Genomic DNA, 18,315 nt, shown 5'->3' with positions numbered 1-18,315 from the left:
CGGGCCTGCCGGCACGCGCTGTGGGAGGCGTTCACTCGGTTCCATGACGCCCAGGAAACGCCGGGACCGCCGCCGCGGATTGGATCTTTTTACCCGGAGACCGCCACGTGGTCGGTGCCCTCGACGCGCGTTGCCAGGTACTCGCGGGGGCTCGAGCCGGCGAGCGTCCGGAACTCGCGAAGGAAGTGGGCCTGGTCGAAGTAGCCGTGCTCGGCGGCCAACGCGGCGCCACGCAGGGCGCCCTGTTCGACGTCGAGAAGCGCCGCTCGAAACCGTCGAACGCGCCAGTACGTCTTCGGACTCAAGCCGACTTCCTCGCGGAACAGGGCCAACAGGCGCTTGGGGGAGAGCCCCGTGCGGCGATTGACTTCAGCGACCGACGTGAGGTCGGGTTCCTCGAACGCGGCCAGCGCCGCACGAAGCGCGGGCGCTGGTTCGACGGGCCGGCGCAGTCGGTGCAGGAGGTGTTCTTCCAGCAGTTGAAAGCGCTCGCGCGTCGAGGATGCCTCCATGATCCGTTCGCGCAGTGAGTGCGCCGACGCGCCCCATATCGCATCCAGCGAAATGACTTGTTCCGCGAATTCGTTGCAGGGCACGTCGAAGAAGGCGCGCGCGCCGCCGGGCTTGAAGTAGATACCGGCGGTCGGGCCAGCCACGGCCGCGATGGTCAGCGGGCTGCTTCGCGCGCCGCTTACGATCGCGCCCCGGATTTCAGCGGCCTCGTCTGTCTGGTCGCTGGAGTAGACGCGCAGTGGGAGGGCGCCGAGAGGGACGATAAGGGAGTGCGAGCCCGACGGCAGCACACGTTCTCGTGGCGCCTGTGCGACGTAGCCGGCGGACACCCAGAGGAAGTCCACGAACTTGTCGAGAGGCGCGTGGGGCCGATAGGTCGTGTGCATCATGGCGCGTACTGTGAGCGAATCATGCGAGCTGCTCGCATGATTCTCAAGGCCCAAATCCAGTGACCGTGACAGGGATTTCCGACTACGGCGCCGTGCCGATGTCCCCCGTGTCGACACACATCCAGGGGCATTCCGCGAGACAGACCGCGAAGGCCTGTTGGTGCGTATGGATTCCAACGGCGCAGGTCGCCGGCCAGGCGTAGGGATACTGGTGGCCGCGATAGCCACACTCGAAATAAGCATACACGCAGGATTGCTCGAGGCCCTCGGCTGCCACGTCCGTGCCCGGCGCATCCTGCGTCTGGCCACCACAGCCCACCATGGACACGAGACCGGCCACGAAGCCCACTGCGATGCGTCCCATCTTCATTTGTGCCTCCTTGGAGAGGGGGAAAGGATGACTGAATTGGTGGCTTTCAGTCTATTCTGGATTGGTGCAGGTGGCCGGCTCCTGCAGGGTGGGGTGGTGGGATGGAACCGTCGTTTCAGCGATGAGGACTCGAATGATGTATGCATTTCGGCTGAGGCCATGCACCCTTCTGGTTGTCTCCCTCGGGCTGGCGTGTGCCGGGCAGTCCAGTCAGGACGTTCCCGACGACGCGCTTCCTGGCACCGCTGATTCGGGCGTATGGCCCCCGGACGGCGGCGACACGGAGCCAGATGCGGGGGCAGAGGACGCGGGAGTCCCGGATGCCGGCGGCTCGGACGCGGGGGAGCCCGGCACGGCGCCCCCCATCACGAGCGCCCGGGTCTTCTTCTCCGGACACAGCCTGCTCGACAACCCCATGCCCGACCACTTCGATGGCATCGCCACCAGCCTGGCGAAGGACTTCAACTGGAACCAGCAGAACGTGATTGGCTCACCCCTCCGGGTGCGGACCTGGGGCAATGGCGGATGGGCAGGGTACCGCCAGGGCAAGAATCGCGTGGGCTCCAACATGAACGTGGTCCAGGAGCTCTTGTCTCCCCAGACGCTGGGTCCAGGCGAGCGATACGACACCCTCCTCATCACCGAGCGGCATGACCTCCTGGGCACCATCGAGTGGGAGAACACCGTCGGTTACTTGCGGCACTTCCATGACCGGTTGATTGCCGGGAATCCGCAAGCCGTGACGTATTTCTATCACACGTGGTTGGATATCGATAAAGCCAACCCTGCCCGGTGGATTGCCTACGAGAAGAACGCTCGGGTTGCCTGGGAGTGTGTGTCCTCCAAGGTCAACCTCACGTTGCAGTCCGATGGGCGGGCGGACCGCGTGGTGGCGCTCCCGGGGAGCACGGCGCTGGTCGACCTGGTGGAGCGCGTCATCGCGAACGAGGTGCCGGGGATCACCGGCACGACGTCGCAGAAGCTCAACGTGCTCTTCAGCGACAACGTCCACTTGACGAGCCTGGGTGCGTACTACATGGCCGCGGTCCACCATGCGTCCGTGTTCCGGGAGTCGCCCGAGGGCGCCCCGGGGCCTGCTGGCGCGAACGCGGCGACCGTCCAGGCGCTCCAGCGCATCGCTTGGAACTTCGTGAGCGCCTATTACGCGCAACCTGACGCGGGCGAGCGGACGATGGCGGACTGCCGCACGCGAATTCCTCGGGACGTCTGCCCTGGCTTCTGGGAACTGTTGGGGCGCTCGGAGAACGTCGCGGGTTGCCAGCGTTACTTCGGTAACGCGGCCCCGGGCGCAGGTGGAAACCCCTTCGTCTGGCCCGACCCGAACTGGCAGCCGCTGCCCCCTCCGTAGTCATGGGCTTCCAGGCGCAGGGAGGGAATTCATCCCCCCTGTGCCGGAGCCTCAAGAGAGCCTGGGCGGACGAACATGTTCGCGACGTACGACTCTCGCGAAGCGTTCAGGGCTACAGTTTGCGATCGCAGAAGAACACGGGGGGAATCGACCCCAGGGGTTCCGAGTATCAACACGGCTCCTGCCCGTCGGATGCGCGTGCGAGCTTCGGTTGTCCATCTGGCGGGACTTGCCGTGAGGGGAGCGCAGTCGTGGCCTCCGGTTCATCGCGTGCGAGCACCTGTGCGATGAGCGCCGCCCGCGACTGGACTCCGAAGCGGCGGTAGAGGGTTTTCGTGTACTGATTCACGGTGAAACGACTGATGCCGAGCCGAGCCGCGATCTGCTTGTCTCCGAGTCCCTGAAGCAGCAACTCCAACGTTTGTCGTTCGCGAGGCGCCAGACAGCCTGACGGCGTTCTCACCTTCGAGGACCCTGGCGGGTCGAGCATGGCTCCGCACTCGGCGTGGAACAGATGCAGCAGCTCGCGGTCCGCGGCGTCGAAGGGGCGGCCGCCCCGCTCACGGTAGATTCCGATACCCCGCACCACCCCCGGGAGCTCGGACCACTGGCTTGAATACACCGAGTCATCGAGCCCCGTGGGGCGCAGATAATGCTCGACATAGGGGGCGCCATACCAGCTCGAGTCCTCCACCAGTTCCCGGCGCATCGCGGTGACGATGGTGCCGGGTTCCGAGCCGCGCTCCATCAATGAGCGAATGGCGGGGTTGCAGGCACTTCCCATCCTCCGGAGCGCCTTGAGCGCGGACACCGCGCTCCCGCTCCACCCTTCCAGGACAATCTCCGTGAATCCGACATGTCCTCCCGGTCTGAAGTCGCGCTCCAAGACGCACGCTCCGGCCTCTGCGCCCAGAATGCGACACAGCCCGACGAGGAGATGCCGGGACCGTGTCGCCACTCGCGCTGGCAGCTCGTGTGCCTCGTTGATGAGCCTCACGAGCGCATGAACCTGTGGGCTTCGAAGGGTGCCGCCGCTCATGGGACCTCCCGGTTCGCGCCGGATCGAGCATCTCCCTAATTTTAGCGAATTTCAAGAAATGCATGCGAAGGCCAGGATTTGCGCGGCATTTCACAGGCACGTTGGCGGCGCATCGTTTGGGAACCGGAGTCAAGGAGGATACATCATGAAGAGCAAGTGCACGTTTCGGCTGGGGATTCTGCTGATGGCCGGCCTGGTGTCAGCAGGGTGCGGTGATGGACTCGGGGAGACCCAAGCGCCAATCGATTTCAGCCCGTCCTCGCTGAATGCAGCGCGACTGTCGTTCCAGCACATCGACCGACTCTATGAGTCCGATCCGGCGGCCGCGGTGGAGGCCTCGCGGCGACTGCGGCCGAAGCTCGATGAGCTCAATCAGCTGCTTGCTCGTGTCGAGGTGTCACGGGAGCACTTCATCGAATTCTACGATTTGCAGCCCGGCGGCATCCTCGTCGTGGAGCGTGGCCCCGTAGCGGATGGACGTGTCTTGCGTGACGGTGATGTTGCCAGGCACTCCGCCGTCGAACTCTATCGCCAGTTGACGCAAGGCGCCACGCCGCCCACGGCGTTGGTCAGTGCCGAATCGCGCCGTTCTGTCCCTGATGATGCCCATGTCATCGTGCGGGATGAAGCGGCTCCCCATTTGGAATCATCAGGGGGATTCGCACCGGACCTTGGGGAGCAGGGGACAGACGGCTTCTCGTCCGTGGCTCAACCCCTGACGAGCGCGGACGGCCCCTTCTGGAGAGACAGCGTCTGTTACAAGGGCGGGGACTTCTTCGACTGCTGGTCCAATGTGACCGGCAACGGTTGGGCGGCCGCGGATGCCAAGACATCCTTCACCCAACTCGCGCCCTATCGGGGGACTGTTGGGCTTTGGGTGTCGTACGAGTCTTCTGTGAAAGCTGCCTGGAACGTTGCCGCCGGAGAATGGTTTTCGTTCCACCAATACAGCGGAACCTACTGGACGTGTCCTCCACTCGTTGCCTGCGGCATCACCGATTACTACATCCGCAATCATCGATGGGACGTCACGGACGCGGTCGGCGACGGATATCACTTCACTTATGCGTTCAGGCGGAACTGCAGCGGCGGCTTGTGTACGTTCAGCCCCTGATGTTCGCGTAGGTGGGGCCCGTCGATGCCTGCTTGGAGCAGGCACAGGTACGAAGCCGACCCTCGTGGTGTCGAGGGCCGGCTTCGTTACCGACCGTTCAGCGAACTTCGAGCTCGTAGATTCGCGTCGCTGGGTCGCTGTTCTGAGTCGGCGTCGTCACGTTGAGCCGGATGTAACGCGCCGACGTCGCCGTGATTGCATGGGTCGAAGTGCTGCCAGTGTTGTTGCTCACCGTGACGGGCGTACTCCAAGTGGACCCGTTGCTCGACGTCTGGATGGTGAACGCCCTGCTGTTCCAAGCCGTCGATTCACCGCCCGCACCCGCGTGCTGGATCGTGAAGCTGCTGACTGTCTGCGCCGTACCGAGGTCGACCTGCATCCACGCTGGCGAGGTCAGTGAGCAGAACTTGTCGGTGGTACCGCCCGAGATGCTGCCGTTGACCGCCTTGGCGGCCGATTCGGTGCTGTTGCAGGGGGCTGAGCTGGTGGTGGGCTTGTTCAACGCCAGATTGGCGTAGCCCGACCCGACGGACACCGCCTGGGACTTCGTATGGCTGGCGCCGCCGTTGTCGGTGACGGTCAGGGTGACGTTGTAGTCGCCGGCGCTTGCGTAGGTGCGCGAAGGGTTGGTCGCGGTGGAGGTCCTGCCGTCGCCGAAATTCCAGCTGCGCGAGGCGATGGTTCCGTCCGCGTCGGTGGACGCATCGCTGAAGGTCGCGGTGAGGCCGCTGACGGTGACACCGAAGTTGGCCACCGGCGGGGTGTTGCCGCTGACGGCGGTGTTGATTGCCGCCGCATACTGCGCGCTCGTCCCCTGCGCGCTGCACTGCTGGATATCGTCGTACAACCACATGAAGCCGCCGCTGATGCCGGCGCTGGCCTTCCAGTTGCTCATCCGGGTCTGCACCGTGGCTGGACTGTCGCCAGACGTGCAGCCGCTGCCATGCTTGGACCACAAGCCGGGGGCGACAGTCATGCCCATGGCGGTGTTCCAACTCGCCGGGTTGTTGCCGGCGCCACCGGCGTACACTTGCAGGTAGATTCTATCGACGGCGCTGCCGAGGTTGTTCCTGAGGTTCCGCCAGAACGTCTGCTGCGTGTACGGCGCGAAGGTGATTTTGTAGCCCATCCCGATGAGCATCTGGCTGAAGGTCGTGGTCGGGGCTAGGTTGTAGGCGCTTTCGTCGTCGAAGTTCACGGCGTCGGCGCCGGTGGCGGCCTTCAGCGCCTGGAAGTTCCTGTACAGGATGCTGTTGCTTCCGGTACCGCAGACGATGGTGGTGCCGCAGCCGGGTGCGGTGCCGTTGACCAGTCGAATCATGCGTTCGAAGTCCGGAACACCCCAGGCACCGATCGACACCTCGATGCGATTGACCGAGGTCGGCGCGGTCTTCAGCGTGGCCAGCCGGTCCGGCCAGGCTGGGTCGCCCATGTAGGCGCCGTTCTTGACCACCGGAATGTCGTTGTAGATCAGGTCACCGTTCTCCTCGATGTGGAAGCTCCACAGGATGACCGTGGTGAAACCCGAGCCGCGCAGGTCGTTCATCACCGCGGTCCCGCCGGAATAGAACGGGCCGCCGCCGTAGATCGCCGAGTACGCGCTGGCATCCGGCGCGGCGACAGCCAGGGCGAGCGCGGCGAGTGTTGGCAACAGGCTGCGGTGAGAAAGGGTCGGCGCGGACTGATTCGATTTCGACATGAAATGCTCCATGGCATTGCGCGTCGTGGACGATGTGATGGCCGGCGATCCGCGTCTGTTCGTGAGCCATTGCGCTCGTTCATGCCCAGACGCACTCCGGGTCGCCAATGATAGCGACGGGCCGAGATTGCGAGCGGCGACTCCAGCGTGTCAATCTTTGGTGTGATTCAAGTCAGGCAAGAACGTTTGAGCGCGGGTGTCTGCATGGTGCGTGAACCCGTTGGGTGGATGGGTTGATTCCGCCGCACCTCTTCCGACTGGGGCGGCTGCCATCGCAAGGCGTGAAGGGGGAGTGGCTCTCAAGGTGAGTGTTGAGTAGTGTTGATTGGGACCTGGTGAGCGCGTTTCTGAGGCAGAGAAGTCAGCCGCCCCCAGGTCGAGAGCGCGGATACTGATTTCCGCTGCCTGGAGAGCGCTCTGTATGATTGCTACAGCGACGCGACCTTCACGACATGGGTTGGAGAAACCTATTGTGAGTGTCGCCGCCTGGCGGCGCATGCCGGGGCGCGCACCCAATATGCCGAGGTGGTGTATGCCGAGCCTTGTTTGGGCGCGGCTCTGGATTGTGCGCCGACGGTTGAGTGATGGGCGTGTGTGCGGGTTGGACGTGAGTCGAGCAGTCTCCCCTGGGACTCACCCCAGCGCGCTGCAGGGGAGCGCATGCGAAGAGTGGTCGGCGGCGACCCCTGCGTGCGGCCGACCGGTCCTTGTCCACCGTGTAGCGGCGTGCACAGGTGTGCTGCGACCGCGCCACCCATTGCACGCCCGGGGCTTCTCGGAAGGGCCAACGGCGCTGGCATTCTCGGTGCATTGCCGACGACACTCGTGAGACCGAGGCACGTCGCCGCGGACTCTCGAAGGGGTTGGCCATGGCTGCAGTGACCGTGATTCTCGTTGCCCTCCTGATCGTGGGGGCTTTCGTGGGCGGACTCGTCCTCATGCTCCAGAAGCACCAGCCCCGGGTCATGAGGGTCCTCGGGGGCATCATGGCACTCGGCACCGCTGTGACGGTGGGGGCCCTGGTTTGGCTCGCCCACCTGATCAGCTCCACCAACTTTTCGAAGGGGAGGGTCCTTCGCCTGCGTGGACGAACGCGCGTGGCTCGCCGGGCGCTGGGGGCGGGCTGGGCGGATGACGCCGTTCCGGATGTTTCGGGACTCACACCCTGGCAGCGAACGGTGCTCGGGGAGGTCTGGATGTACTCAGCGGGCCTGGAGCATGCGTCCGTTCCCGCCTTCTCGAAGTTGTCGCTCAAGCTCTCCGCGTTGGGGGCGCCCTCGGAGCTCCTGGAGGACTGTCACCTGGCGGCGCTGGATGAGATTCGTCATGCCAGGCGGTGCTTCGCGCTCGCCAACGCCTACTCGGGAGTGGGCTGGACGGCGGGAACGATTCCGGAGCTTGGAAAGGGAAGTACGCCGCCTTCCCCGATGGATTCAGGAGACACCTGGGCCCGGCTCGTGCGCGGTTCGCTGCTGGATGGATGTCTGGCCGAGGGGATGGCCTCCCTGGTCGCCGGCGTAGGCGCGAGGCGGGCCTCAGACCCTGTCGTGCGGGAGACCTTGTCGGTCATCTCCGAGGACGAGGGGCGGCACGCCGAGCTGGCCTGGGACGTCATCGCGTTCGCCCTGGAGCGGGGTGGCCGGAGTGCAAAGGACGCGTTGCGCCAGGCCCTCTTGGCGCTGGAGTCGCAGCAGACGCCCGCGCTCCCTCGCATCCCGGGCGTCGACGAGGATTTCCTCGCGCGAAACGGCGTCCTGCCCCAGGTGGAACTGGGGCGACTGATGGTGGTGTGCATCGAGCGGACGCGCGCCCGGGCGGAGGCGCTGCTGGAGCCGTCGAGCCTCTCGATGCGGCACGGCCCCAGTGACTTCCAGGTGGCGCCCGCTTCCTCTTCGCGCGACGCGGTGCCCATGGAGGTCGCGCCGCGCTGCTGACCGGTGTGCGGCGTGGGAGTTGGCACTGGCCGGCTGTCAAAGGCGCCGTGGTCAGCGGCGAGAGCGCGGAAGCTGCCACATGGGCTGCTGCGCCTCCGCTCCCGCCAGGGCCCTCACAGAGGCGCTATCCGTTCGATGCTCGGAGCCGAAGTCGTCGCCTTACCAGGGGCGAGCCTGGCCCGGCAGGCCACGTGTCCACTCCTCCTGCGAGTACCACCGGACCACGCCTAGTTCTTCCGCATCCGTCAGCCACTGGTCGATGGTTTCGGACGCAGCGAGATTCCCTGCGTGTTGGATGAGCCATCGGCCAGGTACGTCGCCAATGGGTCTGACCGTCACGTGGTGGAAGTCATTCTTGGTCCAAGAAAAGGAAAAGGAAGCGCCGGAGCCGCTCCTGATGATGGGGGTGGTCTGATGGCGGTGGCTCTGGGCTGTCAGCCAGTTGCGGAATCGCTCGAGCACGGTGTCTGATTCCCATGCGCGGGCATCACGACTCTGTGCTTCGACGGAAACATGGTTCCGCACGACGGGGCGGATACCCGAGGGCAGCGGCGCATCGCACTGGTCGCCTGAATCTGCTTCCGTGAGGCGGCGCAGGATGACAGGGTCGGTCCCCCGGTATCGAATGCATCCGAACTCCTGGCAACGGACGACCATGAGCGCGCGGTCGACTTCTTCGGGGCTGGTGGGCTGCCGCTGGACGTAGCAGCTCGCCCCAGGTTGGTCGTTCTCGAACGCGAACGTCTCTGGGGCATGGTGTGTTGGAACACCGCACGCCGTGCAGCACTGGTCCACGACATAGAAGTCGCCAGGGACGTTCATGGGATGGGGAGCGTGCTGTTTCGACATGTGCTTCTCCTTTGGGCGTGGGAGTGCCAGCGCACGTCCCCGTTTGTCGGAACCGGCACGTGCGGCCACCCTCAGCTGGCCAGTTCCTGGGATTGAACTGGGGGGCTCTTGGGCTCACCGAAGGACATCAGCCGACGGTGTAGCGGCGTGAGCAGTCCGAGCAGGATCACCAGCACGCCGGTGACCTGCAGGAGCCGCTCGATGGAGACCACTTCTGCCAGGGGCCCGAAGAGCAGCATGGACAGTGGCATCAGCGAGGTGGAGAGCATGGTCATCACGCTGATGACGCGGCCCAGGTAGGCCGGCTCCACGCGCTCCTGGAGCATCACCATGGCGGGCGTGTTGTAGAGCGGCAGCGCCACGCCGAAGATCCCCATGGCCGCCAGGTACACCCCGAAGTGAGGCACCACGCCGAGGGCCACGGTGCACGCACCCATGATGAGGTTGGATGCGACCATCGTCCGCATGCGGCTGTTGAATCCGCCCCACGCCGCGAGCGCGGCGCCTCCCAACATCATTCCCACCGAGAAGACCATTTCGATGGCCGACAGCCTCCACACCTCGTCCCCGAAGCTTCGCGCCGTCTGCAGCGGCGTGAGGAATGCGGCCGGAGTGATGAGAACCATGATGAATCCCAGGTAGCCGAAGAACGGCACCAGGTGTGCGTGGCCGCGGATGTAGCGGAAGCCGTCTTGGATCTCCGTCAGCTGCGAGGCCCCCTCCTTCTCCGGCGCGCGGGGGCGCGGCTCTACCTGGACGAAGAGCGTCACCAGGGTGATGGCCAGGGCCGCTGTCACCACGTCGATGTAGAAGAGCACCTGCAGGGGGGCCACGGACATGAGGAAGCCAGCGAGCGCGGGCGCCCCCAACATGTTGACCGAGTGGAGGGTGCCCTGGATGCTGTTGACCCGCATCAGCTGGTCCTCGGGCACCAACTGCGGCAGCAGCGCGCCCACCGCCGGCTGTTGAACGGCCGTCCCCACAGAGCGGATCGCCGCGGCCAGGAAGAAGAGCCACAGCTCCGTGCCGCGCAAGGTGAACACCACGGCCAGCGCCAGGGTCACCAGCGCAATCATCGCATCGGCGAGGACGATGAGCTTGCGGCGGTCGTACCGGTCGGCCCAGACGCCCGCGAAAGGCGAGAGGAGGAACGTGGGCAGGAAGCCGGCCACGATGTAGAGCGTCATCATGACGCTCGAACGTGTCTGCAGCGTCACCTGCCACAGGAGCGCGTACTGCACCAGGGAGGAGCCGAGTAAGGAGAGGGCCTGGCTGCCCAGGAAAAGGGCCGTGTTGCGCTTCCAGGAGGCGTGCATGGCGCGCACTGTAGTCGCTGGCTGGGCATCAACAACCACACCGGTCTGGATGACTCCATACTGGACGTATCTTTCTCTTCGGCTGCGAGTGAAGTTCGCTCAATCGCTAGACACCTCAGGAAAGACTTCCCAGGCGCGGAGGGAAGTGAGCCCGCCTGGATTCGAACCAGGCCCCCATCGGTCATGAGCCGCGGTGGGGCGGGTTGGCGGGGGCCCGCAACCTGCGGAAGCGTGGTATGGGGCCTGTTTCCATCACGGTCAGCGGGGATGGGAATTGGCTGACGCAGTATTGTCAGGGCTCGACTTCGACCTGGGCCAGGGGGCCGTAGGGCGCTCGCCCGATTCGCCGCGAAGCCGCCCTTGAGTTGTCCGGGCGGCTTCGCGTCATTCCTGGAGCGGGCGCATCAGGCTCCGGGCAGCACGAGAATTCGCACGAGCCCGGAGTTGTCGTTGACAGGCGCGTCCGCGAAGCGCACCTGCAGGGGTGCGTCCTCTCCCGTCAGGTCGTAGGTGTACTTGTGCTCGGCCGCGTTGAAGTCCGCCGTGGATGCCGGGTGCTTCCAGGTCTTTCCTCCGTCGAGGCTGACCTGGACGGCGCTCGCCCTGAGCGGAGCGGCCGCCGGGGGCTTCACGCCCGCGAAGACGAACTCCGGGTCGAAGCCGACGTTGCGATTGGTGACGCCCGGGCTCGGGAACATCGGCGCGGGCTCGGGTTGACCGGACTGCGGGCCTGGGACGATGTTGTTCCCCCACACGTTGAAGGTGCCCTGCATCGTGACACGGTAGGGCTTGCCCTTCTGGAGCACCTGCTTGCTGGGAACGGGGGCGGCGCTCCGGGTGTTCAGCCACAGCTCCTCGGCGGGCACCACGACAATCTTCAAGCGCCCGGAGTTGTCGGTAACGGGCTTGTCGGCGATCCGCACCTGCAGCGCGGACTCTCCGCCCATCACCTCATAGCCATACTTGTGCTCGGCCGCGTTGAAGGCCGCCGTGGAGGCCGGATGCGCCCACGTCTTTCCTCCGTCGAGGCTGAGCTGGATGGAGCTTGCCCTGAGCGGAGCGGCCGCCGGGGGCTTCACGCCCGCGAAGACGAACTCCGGGTCGAAGCCGACGTTGCGGTTGGTGACGCCCGGGCTTGGGAACATCGGCGCGGGCTCGGGCTGGCCTGACTGCGGGCCCGGGACGATGTTGTTCCCCACACGTTGAAGGTGCCCTGCATGGTGACGAGATGCGGCCATCCCGGCTTCAGCACCATCTGGCTCATCACGGGAGCGGCGCTCCGGGTGTCGAGCCAGACCTCTTCCTGCTGCTGCGCCCACGCGGGGGCGGCGGCCAACACCCACAATCCAGCACAACGCGCGGTCAGTTGCGAAAGACCTCTCATGCTCTCTCTCCATTGTCTCGAACGGGGACTTCGGATGCTCGGGAGCTTCTCTGCGAGTCTTGGGAGTGCAAGCGAGGGACCAGGAGGAGAGAGTCTTCACTGTTCAGGGCGTCCGCTCTGCCATCGGATGGAATGGGGCTCGAGGCGCTGTCGCCAGCGCGGGCCTGACACGTCAGGAGGCATGGGCTGGCACGGGGGTTGACGCGTCAGAGAGGGCTTCGGGCCCGTAGGCAGGCCAGGGCATCAACCCGTTTTCGGGGTGACTTCGTAACGAGCAGGTACGGAGGGAGAATGCCGGCCAGGTCCAAGCCCTGGCCGTCCGTCTCCCGCCGTCTTCGCGCCTGTGCCCGTTCTCACTCCGTTCGTCATGACGTGATGCCCTTGGAGGCCATTCGTGTCGCATGAGTCCTTGCTTCGTCGTGTCTTTGTTCCTTCGATGAGTACCGTCCTCATGGAGGCGCTGGTGGCGTGTGGCGCTCCCGAGGAGGCGTCACCCTCCACGGAGCCCGTGGGCCAGGAACTCCTCCAAGCAGGAGGTGAGGAGGGGAGGGTGGCCCCCAGGTAGCGGCCAGGAAGGAGCCGAAGAGGGAGGGGACGGCGCGTGTGGAATTGGCAGGACTGCAGAGGAGGACCTTGGACTTCGACGTATGCGCCTGCGTAAGGTGTGGAGGCAGGGGGCGGGTGCAGGCGTACGAGAAGAAGGCGGGAGGGGTGCGAGGGATTCTGGAGCAGCTGGCATCCCCTCGGCTCCTGCCCGTCACCCTCACAGAGTCCCTATTCGTCTTATGCGCTCGCTCACGCTGTCCGGCGTCACGGCGTAGGTCGCTTGTACCGGGGCACATTGTCTGCGAGGTGGTGCAGCAGTCATGCCCTGGAGGAACTCGTGAGGACATACCACTCCAGGATGATGGTCAGGGGCGCGTACCTCGGGCGAGTCTTCGCTCGCGGTTCCACCACGAGGACCACGTCCTGGGGGGCTTTGGCATGATTTTGAATTACGACCCGAGCATCATCCACACTCACGCGGCCGCGCTCTATCGGCGCGCCGCGCGCATCGTCTATATGGCGGCCTTCCTGGGCTTTGTCTTTGGCGCCATCGCGGGTTCCGGCTTGGGCGCTCCTACAGGAGGAGCGATTCCCGTATTCGCAGTTGCGGGTGGAATTTTCGGAGCGCTGATTGGCGTGAGCGTCGGCCGGGCCCGGGCATTTGTCCTCCAGCTCCAGGCACAGCTAGCCTTGTGCCAGGTGGCCATCGAGGCCAACACGCGGAGGGCTGCGGAAGTCGCTACGGCCGAGGCGACTTTGACTCCCCACGCAGTGTCGCGAGTTGGTTGATTCCAGAGACGCTCGACGAAAGGATGTCACATGCCATTGCCACTGATTCCTGTTGCGCTCGGTGTCGCCGCCCTGCTCGGGTTCGGCGGAAAGAAGGGCTACGACGGCGTCCAGGCCATGAAAGAGGCCAAGGCCATTGGTGATGAAGCCGAAGAGCGCCATCAAGAGTGGGTTGCCCGCCTCGAAGAGGCTCGCTCTTCGCTCCAGGTCAAGTTGGACGCCCTGGATGCACAGCGCAGCGCGGTGATGACAACTACCTTCCGGCGCCTCTTCGACTTCCTCGAACGGCTCGAACAGAAGGCCCGATTGTCCGCACTGGAGAGTCTGGGCTCGCTGGGCGTGACTCGCGAAGAAGTCGGTCGGTTTGCAACTCAGTACCTGGAGGCGGGTGGAACCCTCTCCGGCGCAGTCGCGGCAACCCTCACCGGTGCAGGTGCGAGCGCGGTGACCACGAGTCTGGTCACCACGTTCGCGACCGCCGGAACCGGAACCGCCATCTCCGGGCTGACAGGTGCCGCCGCGAAGAGCGCGCTGCTCGCCTGGCTTGGTGGTGGCTCTCTCGCGGCAGGGGGCTTCGGCGTCGCGGGTGGCGCCGTCGTCCTCGGCGGGATCGCCGTCGCCCCGGCGGCGGTCGTCGCGGGCTTCGTCATCGCCAGGGAAGGGGAGAAGGCGAAGACCAAGGCCGAGGAGTTCGCGGCCGAGGTAGACAGGATGGTGGCGCAGCTCGAAGCGGCCATCGCGCTCCTTGCCCGGGCGGGCACCCGCGTTGACGAACTGCAGCACGTCACGACGGAACTCGACGTGCGCGCCAACCGCGCCATTGACGCCCTCTGGGCATTGGATGGCAGCTTCGACGCGGCCAATGACGAGCACCTCCGCACGTTCGCCGCGGCGATGCAGCTCGCCAAGGCGGAGAGCGAACTGCTTCGCGTCGCCATCTTCACGCCCGAGGGCAACATCAACGACCAGGCAGAGGCCCTGCTCGCCCAGCAGCGCCAGTTGCTTCAGGAGTCCTTCTCATGACGGCTGACAAACTGGTCAAGAACCCGACCCCTGGCCTCGCCGAGGTCCTCGAAGGCCTCAAGACCGTGGCCGAGTGCGTCCGGGACATCCAGAAGGAGAAGACGGAGCAGGTCCGCATCCAGATGACCGCGCAGGTCGACGTCGAGCGCATCCACGCAAATCGTGACGTCCTGCTCGACTATCTCGATCGTTCCTTCGACGAGCGAAAGGAGAACTTCCGTCAGCTCTTCGCGCGGCTCGACACCGCCATCGCTTCGAACAACACGGAACTCACCGGTGCCGTGCTCGACTCCGTGCTGAAGCTCGCGGATTCATCCCCGTTCAAGGCGCTCCGGGACGTGGCCGCGACCCGAGAGGCCCTGAGCGAGAAAGGCAAGGAGTGGCAGTTCTAAGCTGAGCCCCTCAGAACCGGCTCATGGCGCCGGTCCGTGGCGCGTAGACGTTCGCGCTCACGGACCGGACGCCCACGTCGACGCCAATCCGGCTCTCCGCGTGGCCCTGGAAGAAGGAGCCCGTGGGTGGGCGCCGATGCAGCATCCCGCGAATCACACTTCGGGACTTGACCTCACACGCGCCTGGAGCGGTCACCTCACGCACCACCTCGTGAGGACATCGAGGGAAGCTCCAGAGTGAGAACACCCCGGCGGCGAGCCATCGAAGCGCCAGTCCATCTGGACCCGTCCAGTTCTCAATTCTGGAGCATGTCACGGGACTTGCGACAGGGTAATAGCCCCGACCGTGGAAGGTTCGATTCCCGCGGGCGAGCGATGAGGGCGATGCTCAGCATCGCGCGCCTTCACGTTTGGAATTGACAAGAACCAACGACAAGGAGCGCTGGAATGAGCGAGAAGAATCACATGATCGTTCGCCCCGTTGAGAGGGGCGACTTTGAACAATGGCTTCCATACTGGAAGAGCTACCTGGAGTTCTACAAAATCAATTTGCCGGAAGAAGTGACCCAGGCGACCTGGGAGCGATTCTTCGACGACCGCGAGCCGATGCACTCGGCCGTCGCGGTGGACGGCGAACGAGTCGTCGGGTTTGTCAACTACCTCTTCCACCGTTCGACGTGGGCGCAGAATGACTTCTGCTACCTCGAAGACCTCTTCGTCGATCCAGAGACACGGGGACGCCATGTAGGCAAGAAGCTCATCGAGTTCGTACAGGAGCGCGCCCGCGCAAAGGCCTGCGGGCGTCTCTACTGGCATACTCAAGAAACCAATCTCACGGCGCAACGACTCTACGATTGGATTGGAGAGAAGCCTGGTGTGATTGAATATCGGATGTCGCTCGCTTGAACGACAGACGACGCGTCGAAGCGCGTCTCGGCGATGCTTGAAGCCCTCGGTATGGATGAAGCGGGGGCTTCGGCGGTCGTTACGACGTGTGGTCTGAGGTCGCGTTCGGCTCAGGCCAATAGTGGCTGTCGGGTAGCTCGCGAGGGCCGAAGATCGCCTGCCCCACGCGCACGATGGTGGCTCCCTCCTCGTCAGCCAACTCGAAGTCGCCGGACATCCCCATCGAGAGCTCGTTCATCGTGATGCCGGCCGGCGCCTCCTCACGCAGCCGCGTGCGCAGCTCCCGAAGCAACGTGAAGCACGGACGCACACGCGTCGGATCGGCCGACAGCAGCGCGAGAGTCATCAGCCCACGGACGCGCAGCGAGGAGAAGGCGGGCAACTCGCGGACGAACCGGGCGACCTCATCCGGCGGCAGGCCGAACTTGCTGGCCTCACCGGACGTGTTGACCTGCACCAACACGTCGAGCGCGCGCCCCTCCGCCTGCAAGCGCCGATCGAGCGCCTCCGCGACGCGAAGGCTGTCCAGCGCTTGAAACTCGCTGGCGAAGCGCGCGACGACCTTCGCCTTGTTCGTCTGGAGGTGCCCGATCACCGACCACCGCAGGTCCGTGAGATCTGCCATCGCCTCGGCCTTACCCATCGCCTCCTGGACCTTGTTCTCGCCGAGTTCGCGGCAGCCAGCCGCGTAGGCCATGCGGATGCGGGCCTCGGGCATGGTCTTGCTGACCGGCAGGAGACGGACCTCGACCGGATCGCGACCGACGCGCGCGCACGCGGCGGCGATGCGCCCGCGAACAGTCGCCACGTTGCGCCGAATGTCCTCGGCACTGTACGCAGTTGAATATGCAGGGGTGCTGATGGCTGCCTCCTGGATCGCGCATGTCCTTGCGCGAGTTCGTAAATGGCAAGAGACTGGCCCCATGGACAGCCCCAGAATCAAGAATGATGAGGGTCCAGTCAGGCGGCCGTGGCGCTTCGACTTCACCCTCGAACGGGACACGTCCGTGTCGCAGCAGACGCAGCTCACCCGAGCGCTCATCCACGAGATCCAGCGCGGGAGGCTCCCTCCGGGCTCGATGCTACCGGGAAGCCGAACCCTCGCAGAGCAGCTCGGGGTGAATCGGAAGGTGGTCGTCGCGGCGGTGGACGAGCTCGTCGCCCAGGGGTGGCTCGAGACGCGCCCCGCCTCTGGAACGCGCGTGGCGGCCTCCCTACCGCGCTCGGCGATCGCTGACGTCGAGTTGCCCACGCAGCGCAAGTCGGCCTGGCCCCGTCGGGACACCTCCCTCGTGTCAATCACCGATGGGTTGCCGGACCCTCGGCTCGCGCCGCAGGCGGAGTTGGCGCGCGCATACGCGCGGGCGCTTCGCTCTCTCAGCCGAGCGGCGGTGGGCTACGGCGACGCAGCAGGAGATCCGAGCCTCCGCGAAGTGATTTCGAGCTTCGTCAATCAGGCTCGCGGGCTCTCCACAACCATCGATGAGATCTTCCTCGCTCGTGGAGCGCAGGGCGCGCTCGGTCTCTACGCACTGGCGATGCTCGAACGTGGCGACGTGGTCGCTGTGGAGGTACCAGGCTACGCACCTGCGTGGCGCGCGTTCGAGTTCGCGGGGGCGAAGGTCTCGTACATCCCCATCGATGGCGAGGGCTTGAGGACCGACGTCCTCGAGAAGACGGCGCGGAGGCTGTCGGGCAAGTTGAAGGCCGTCTACGTGACGCCGCATCATCAGTACCCGACGTCGGTCTCCATGACGCCGGAACGACGGATCAAGCTGCTGCAGCTCGCCGAGCACTTCGACTTCACCATCGTCGAGGACGACTACGACTACGAGTACCACTTCGAAGGTGAGCCGCTGCTACCGCTCCACGCGACCGGAGGATCTCGGCGCGTCGTCTACATCGCGTCGCTGTCCAAGCTGCTCGCGCCGACCGTGCGGCTCGGCTACCTCGTCGCGTCGGAGGAGTGCATTCTCAAGCTGAAGGAAACTCGTGAGCTGCTCGAACGACAGGGTGACGTCGTCCTCGAGCACGCCATCGCGGAGCTCTTCGAAGATGGGACGCTCCAGCGTCACGCGAGGCGAGCCCGTCGAGAATACAAAGCACGCCGAGATCACCTCCTCTCGCGGCTCCGCGCGACGCCTGCGCTCGACGCGTGCTTCGACTACTCCGTGCCGGCGGGTGGGTTGGCGCTGTGGCTGACCCTGCGCAAGGGGAGCATCGACTCGTTGGTGGCAAGGGCGCGTGAGGAGCACCTGCTGATGGCCCCTGGCTCCACCTATCTTCCCAAGGGGCGCCTGGACGCCGTTCGGCTCGGGTTCGCCGCGCACACGCCGGACGAGCTTACGCGAATCTGCGACACGCTCGCCCGTTGCATTCCAAGCTGACCGCCCCGCATTCCCCCTCCTGCCTCCCGGGCGGCTTTGCTCCCGAGGAGGCACCTCCAAGCAGGAGGTGAGGAGGCGAGGGTGGCGCCCCAGGCAGCGGCCAGGAAGGAGAGGACAGCGCGTGTGGAGTTGGCGGAACTGCAGAGGAGGACCTTGGACTTCGAGGTATGCGCTGTTCCACACGACGCTGGCGCACACCGTAGTGTGCTGCGGCGAGAAGGAGAACGTGCTCCCGCAACGCGCCCGGGCGGTGCTCAATCTGCGCCTGCACTTCGTGGACACCGTGCTCGGCGTGT

General features: G+C 65.3%; 18 protein-coding genes. 9 read left to right on the top strand and 9 right to left on the bottom strand.

Annotated elements, in window-relative coordinates; all coding sequences use genetic code 11:
• Window positions 1–89 precede the first annotated feature (89 nt).
• Both FL344_RS20245 and FL344_RS20240 read right to left on the bottom strand, forming a co-directional pair.
• The gene (locus FL344_RS20245) at window positions 90–902 is read right to left on the bottom strand and encodes a helix-turn-helix domain-containing protein (protein ID WP_141589183.1); all 813 of its coding nucleotides are present in this window, start codon (window positions 900–902) and stop codon (window positions 90–92) included.
• A gap of 82 nt (window positions 903–984) precedes the next feature.
• Window positions 985–1,266 carry a hypothetical protein gene (locus FL344_RS20240; RefSeq protein ID WP_228565211.1) on the bottom strand — a complete coding sequence of 94 codons (282 nt, stop codon included), beginning with the start codon at window positions 1,264–1,266 and terminating at the stop codon, window positions 985–987.
• 139 nt (window positions 1,267–1,405) lie between these two features.
• On the opposite strand from FL344_RS20240, the gene FL344_RS20235 reads away from it, so the two are divergent.
• Window positions 1,406–2,641 (top strand): hypothetical protein, encoded by a 1,236-nt coding sequence (locus FL344_RS20235; protein WP_228557735.1) that lies wholly within the window; start codon window positions 1,406–1,408, stop codon window positions 2,639–2,641.
• 169 nt (window positions 2,642–2,810) lie between these two features.
• On the opposite strand, the gene FL344_RS20230 is transcribed toward FL344_RS20235, so the two are convergent.
• Window positions 2,811–3,527: a helix-turn-helix transcriptional regulator gene (locus FL344_RS20230; protein ID WP_228565210.1), complete on the bottom strand. Its 717-nt coding sequence runs from the start codon at window positions 3,525–3,527 to the stop codon at window positions 2,811–2,813.
• Between the two features lie 298 nt (window positions 3,528–3,825).
• Between FL344_RS20230 and FL344_RS20225 the strand changes: the two genes are divergently transcribed.
• Window positions 3,826–4,794, top strand: coding sequence for a hypothetical protein (locus tag FL344_RS20225; protein ID WP_141619684.1), 969 nt, complete (start codon window positions 3,826–3,828; stop codon window positions 4,792–4,794).
• Window positions 4,795–4,891: 97 nt separating this feature from the next.
• Here FL344_RS20225 and FL344_RS20220 read toward each other — a convergent pair whose 3' ends face one another.
• A complete protein-coding gene (locus tag FL344_RS20220; RefSeq protein ID WP_194863175.1) occupies window positions 4,892–6,493 on the bottom strand; it encodes a PKD domain-containing protein in 1,602 nt (533 codons plus the stop codon).
• Between the two features lie 1,097 nt (window positions 6,494–7,590).
• Here FL344_RS20220 and FL344_RS20215 point away from each other — a divergent pair.
• Window positions 7,591–8,427, top strand: coding sequence for a ferritin-like domain-containing protein (locus FL344_RS20215; RefSeq protein ID WP_194863174.1), 837 nt, complete (start codon window positions 7,591–7,593; stop codon window positions 8,425–8,427).
• Window positions 8,428–8,586: 159 nt separating this feature from the next.
• On the opposite strand, the gene FL344_RS20210 is transcribed toward FL344_RS20215, so the two are convergent.
• The 3 genes from FL344_RS20210 to FL344_RS20200 all read right to left on the bottom strand — a co-directional run bounded on the left by FL344_RS20210 (window position 8,587) and on the right by FL344_RS20200 (window position 11,830).
• Entirely contained in the window at window positions 8,587–9,276 is a 690-nt protein-coding gene (locus tag FL344_RS20210) for a ferredoxin (protein WP_141619682.1), read from the bottom strand.
• Between the two features lie 71 nt (window positions 9,277–9,347).
• Window positions 9,348–10,592 carry an MFS transporter gene (locus tag FL344_RS20205; protein WP_141619681.1) on the bottom strand — a complete coding sequence of 415 codons (1,245 nt, stop codon included), beginning with the start codon at window positions 10,590–10,592 and terminating at the stop codon, window positions 9,348–9,350.
• 404 nt (window positions 10,593–10,996) lie between these two features.
• The gene (locus FL344_RS20200) at window positions 10,997–11,830 is read right to left on the bottom strand and encodes a hypothetical protein (protein WP_228565209.1); all 834 of its coding nucleotides are present in this window, start codon (window positions 11,828–11,830) and stop codon (window positions 10,997–10,999) included.
• Between the two features lie 582 nt (window positions 11,831–12,412).
• On the opposite strand from FL344_RS20200, the gene FL344_RS39780 reads away from it, so the two are divergent.
• The 4 genes from FL344_RS39780 (at window position 12,413) to FL344_RS20185 (ending at window position 14,726) form a co-directional block, all read left to right on the top strand.
• Window positions 12,413–12,541 (top strand): hypothetical protein, encoded by a 129-nt coding sequence (locus FL344_RS39780; RefSeq protein ID WP_255508232.1) that lies wholly within the window; start codon window positions 12,413–12,415, stop codon window positions 12,539–12,541.
• Between the two features lie 419 nt (window positions 12,542–12,960).
• Window positions 12,961–13,311, top strand: coding sequence for a hypothetical protein (locus tag FL344_RS20195; RefSeq protein ID WP_141619711.1), 351 nt, complete (start codon window positions 12,961–12,963; stop codon window positions 13,309–13,311).
• Between the two features lie 30 nt (window positions 13,312–13,341).
• Window positions 13,342–14,334: a hypothetical protein gene (locus FL344_RS20190; RefSeq protein ID WP_141619680.1), complete on the top strand. Its 993-nt coding sequence runs from the start codon at window positions 13,342–13,344 to the stop codon at window positions 14,332–14,334.
• On the top strand, window positions 14,331–14,726 hold the full coding sequence (locus FL344_RS20185; protein ID WP_228565208.1) for a hypothetical protein: 396 nt from the start codon (window positions 14,331–14,333) through the stop codon (window positions 14,724–14,726). Before FL344_RS20190 ends, FL344_RS20185 begins: the two co-directional genes overlap by 4 nt.
• 10 nt (window positions 14,727–14,736) lie before the next feature.
• Here the strand turns inward: FL344_RS20185 and FL344_RS39775 are convergent, their stop codons facing one another.
• The gene (locus FL344_RS39775) at window positions 14,737–14,871 is read right to left on the bottom strand and encodes a hypothetical protein (protein ID WP_255508231.1); all 135 of its coding nucleotides are present in this window, start codon (window positions 14,869–14,871) and stop codon (window positions 14,737–14,739) included.
• A gap of 302 nt (window positions 14,872–15,173) precedes the next feature.
• Between FL344_RS39775 and FL344_RS20175 the strand changes: the two genes are divergently transcribed.
• Window positions 15,174–15,632, top strand: coding sequence for a GNAT family N-acetyltransferase (locus tag FL344_RS20175; protein ID WP_141619679.1), 459 nt, complete (start codon window positions 15,174–15,176; stop codon window positions 15,630–15,632).
• Window positions 15,633–15,711: 79 nt separating this feature from the next.
• Here FL344_RS20175 and FL344_RS20170 read toward each other — a convergent pair whose 3' ends face one another.
• Complete coding sequence (locus FL344_RS20170) at window positions 15,712–16,557, bottom strand: YggS family pyridoxal phosphate-dependent enzyme (RefSeq protein ID WP_141619709.1); 846 nt, start codon at window positions 16,555–16,557, stop codon at window positions 15,712–15,714.
• Between FL344_RS20170 and FL344_RS20165 the strand changes: the two genes are divergently transcribed.
• Window positions 16,556–18,019 carry a PLP-dependent aminotransferase family protein gene (locus FL344_RS20165; protein ID WP_141619678.1) on the top strand — a complete coding sequence of 488 codons (1,464 nt, stop codon included), beginning with the start codon at window positions 16,556–16,558 and terminating at the stop codon, window positions 18,017–18,019. The two genes, FL344_RS20170 and FL344_RS20165, sit on opposite strands and share 2 nt — an antisense overlap.
• Window positions 18,020–18,315 lie beyond the last annotated feature (296 nt).

Source organism: Myxococcus sp. AB036A, from assembly GCF_006547355.1.
Classification (GTDB): domain Bacteria; phylum Myxococcota; class Myxococcia; order Myxococcales; family Myxococcaceae; genus Myxococcus; species Myxococcus virescens.
This window is presented reverse-complemented; position numbering and strand designations above follow the sequence as displayed.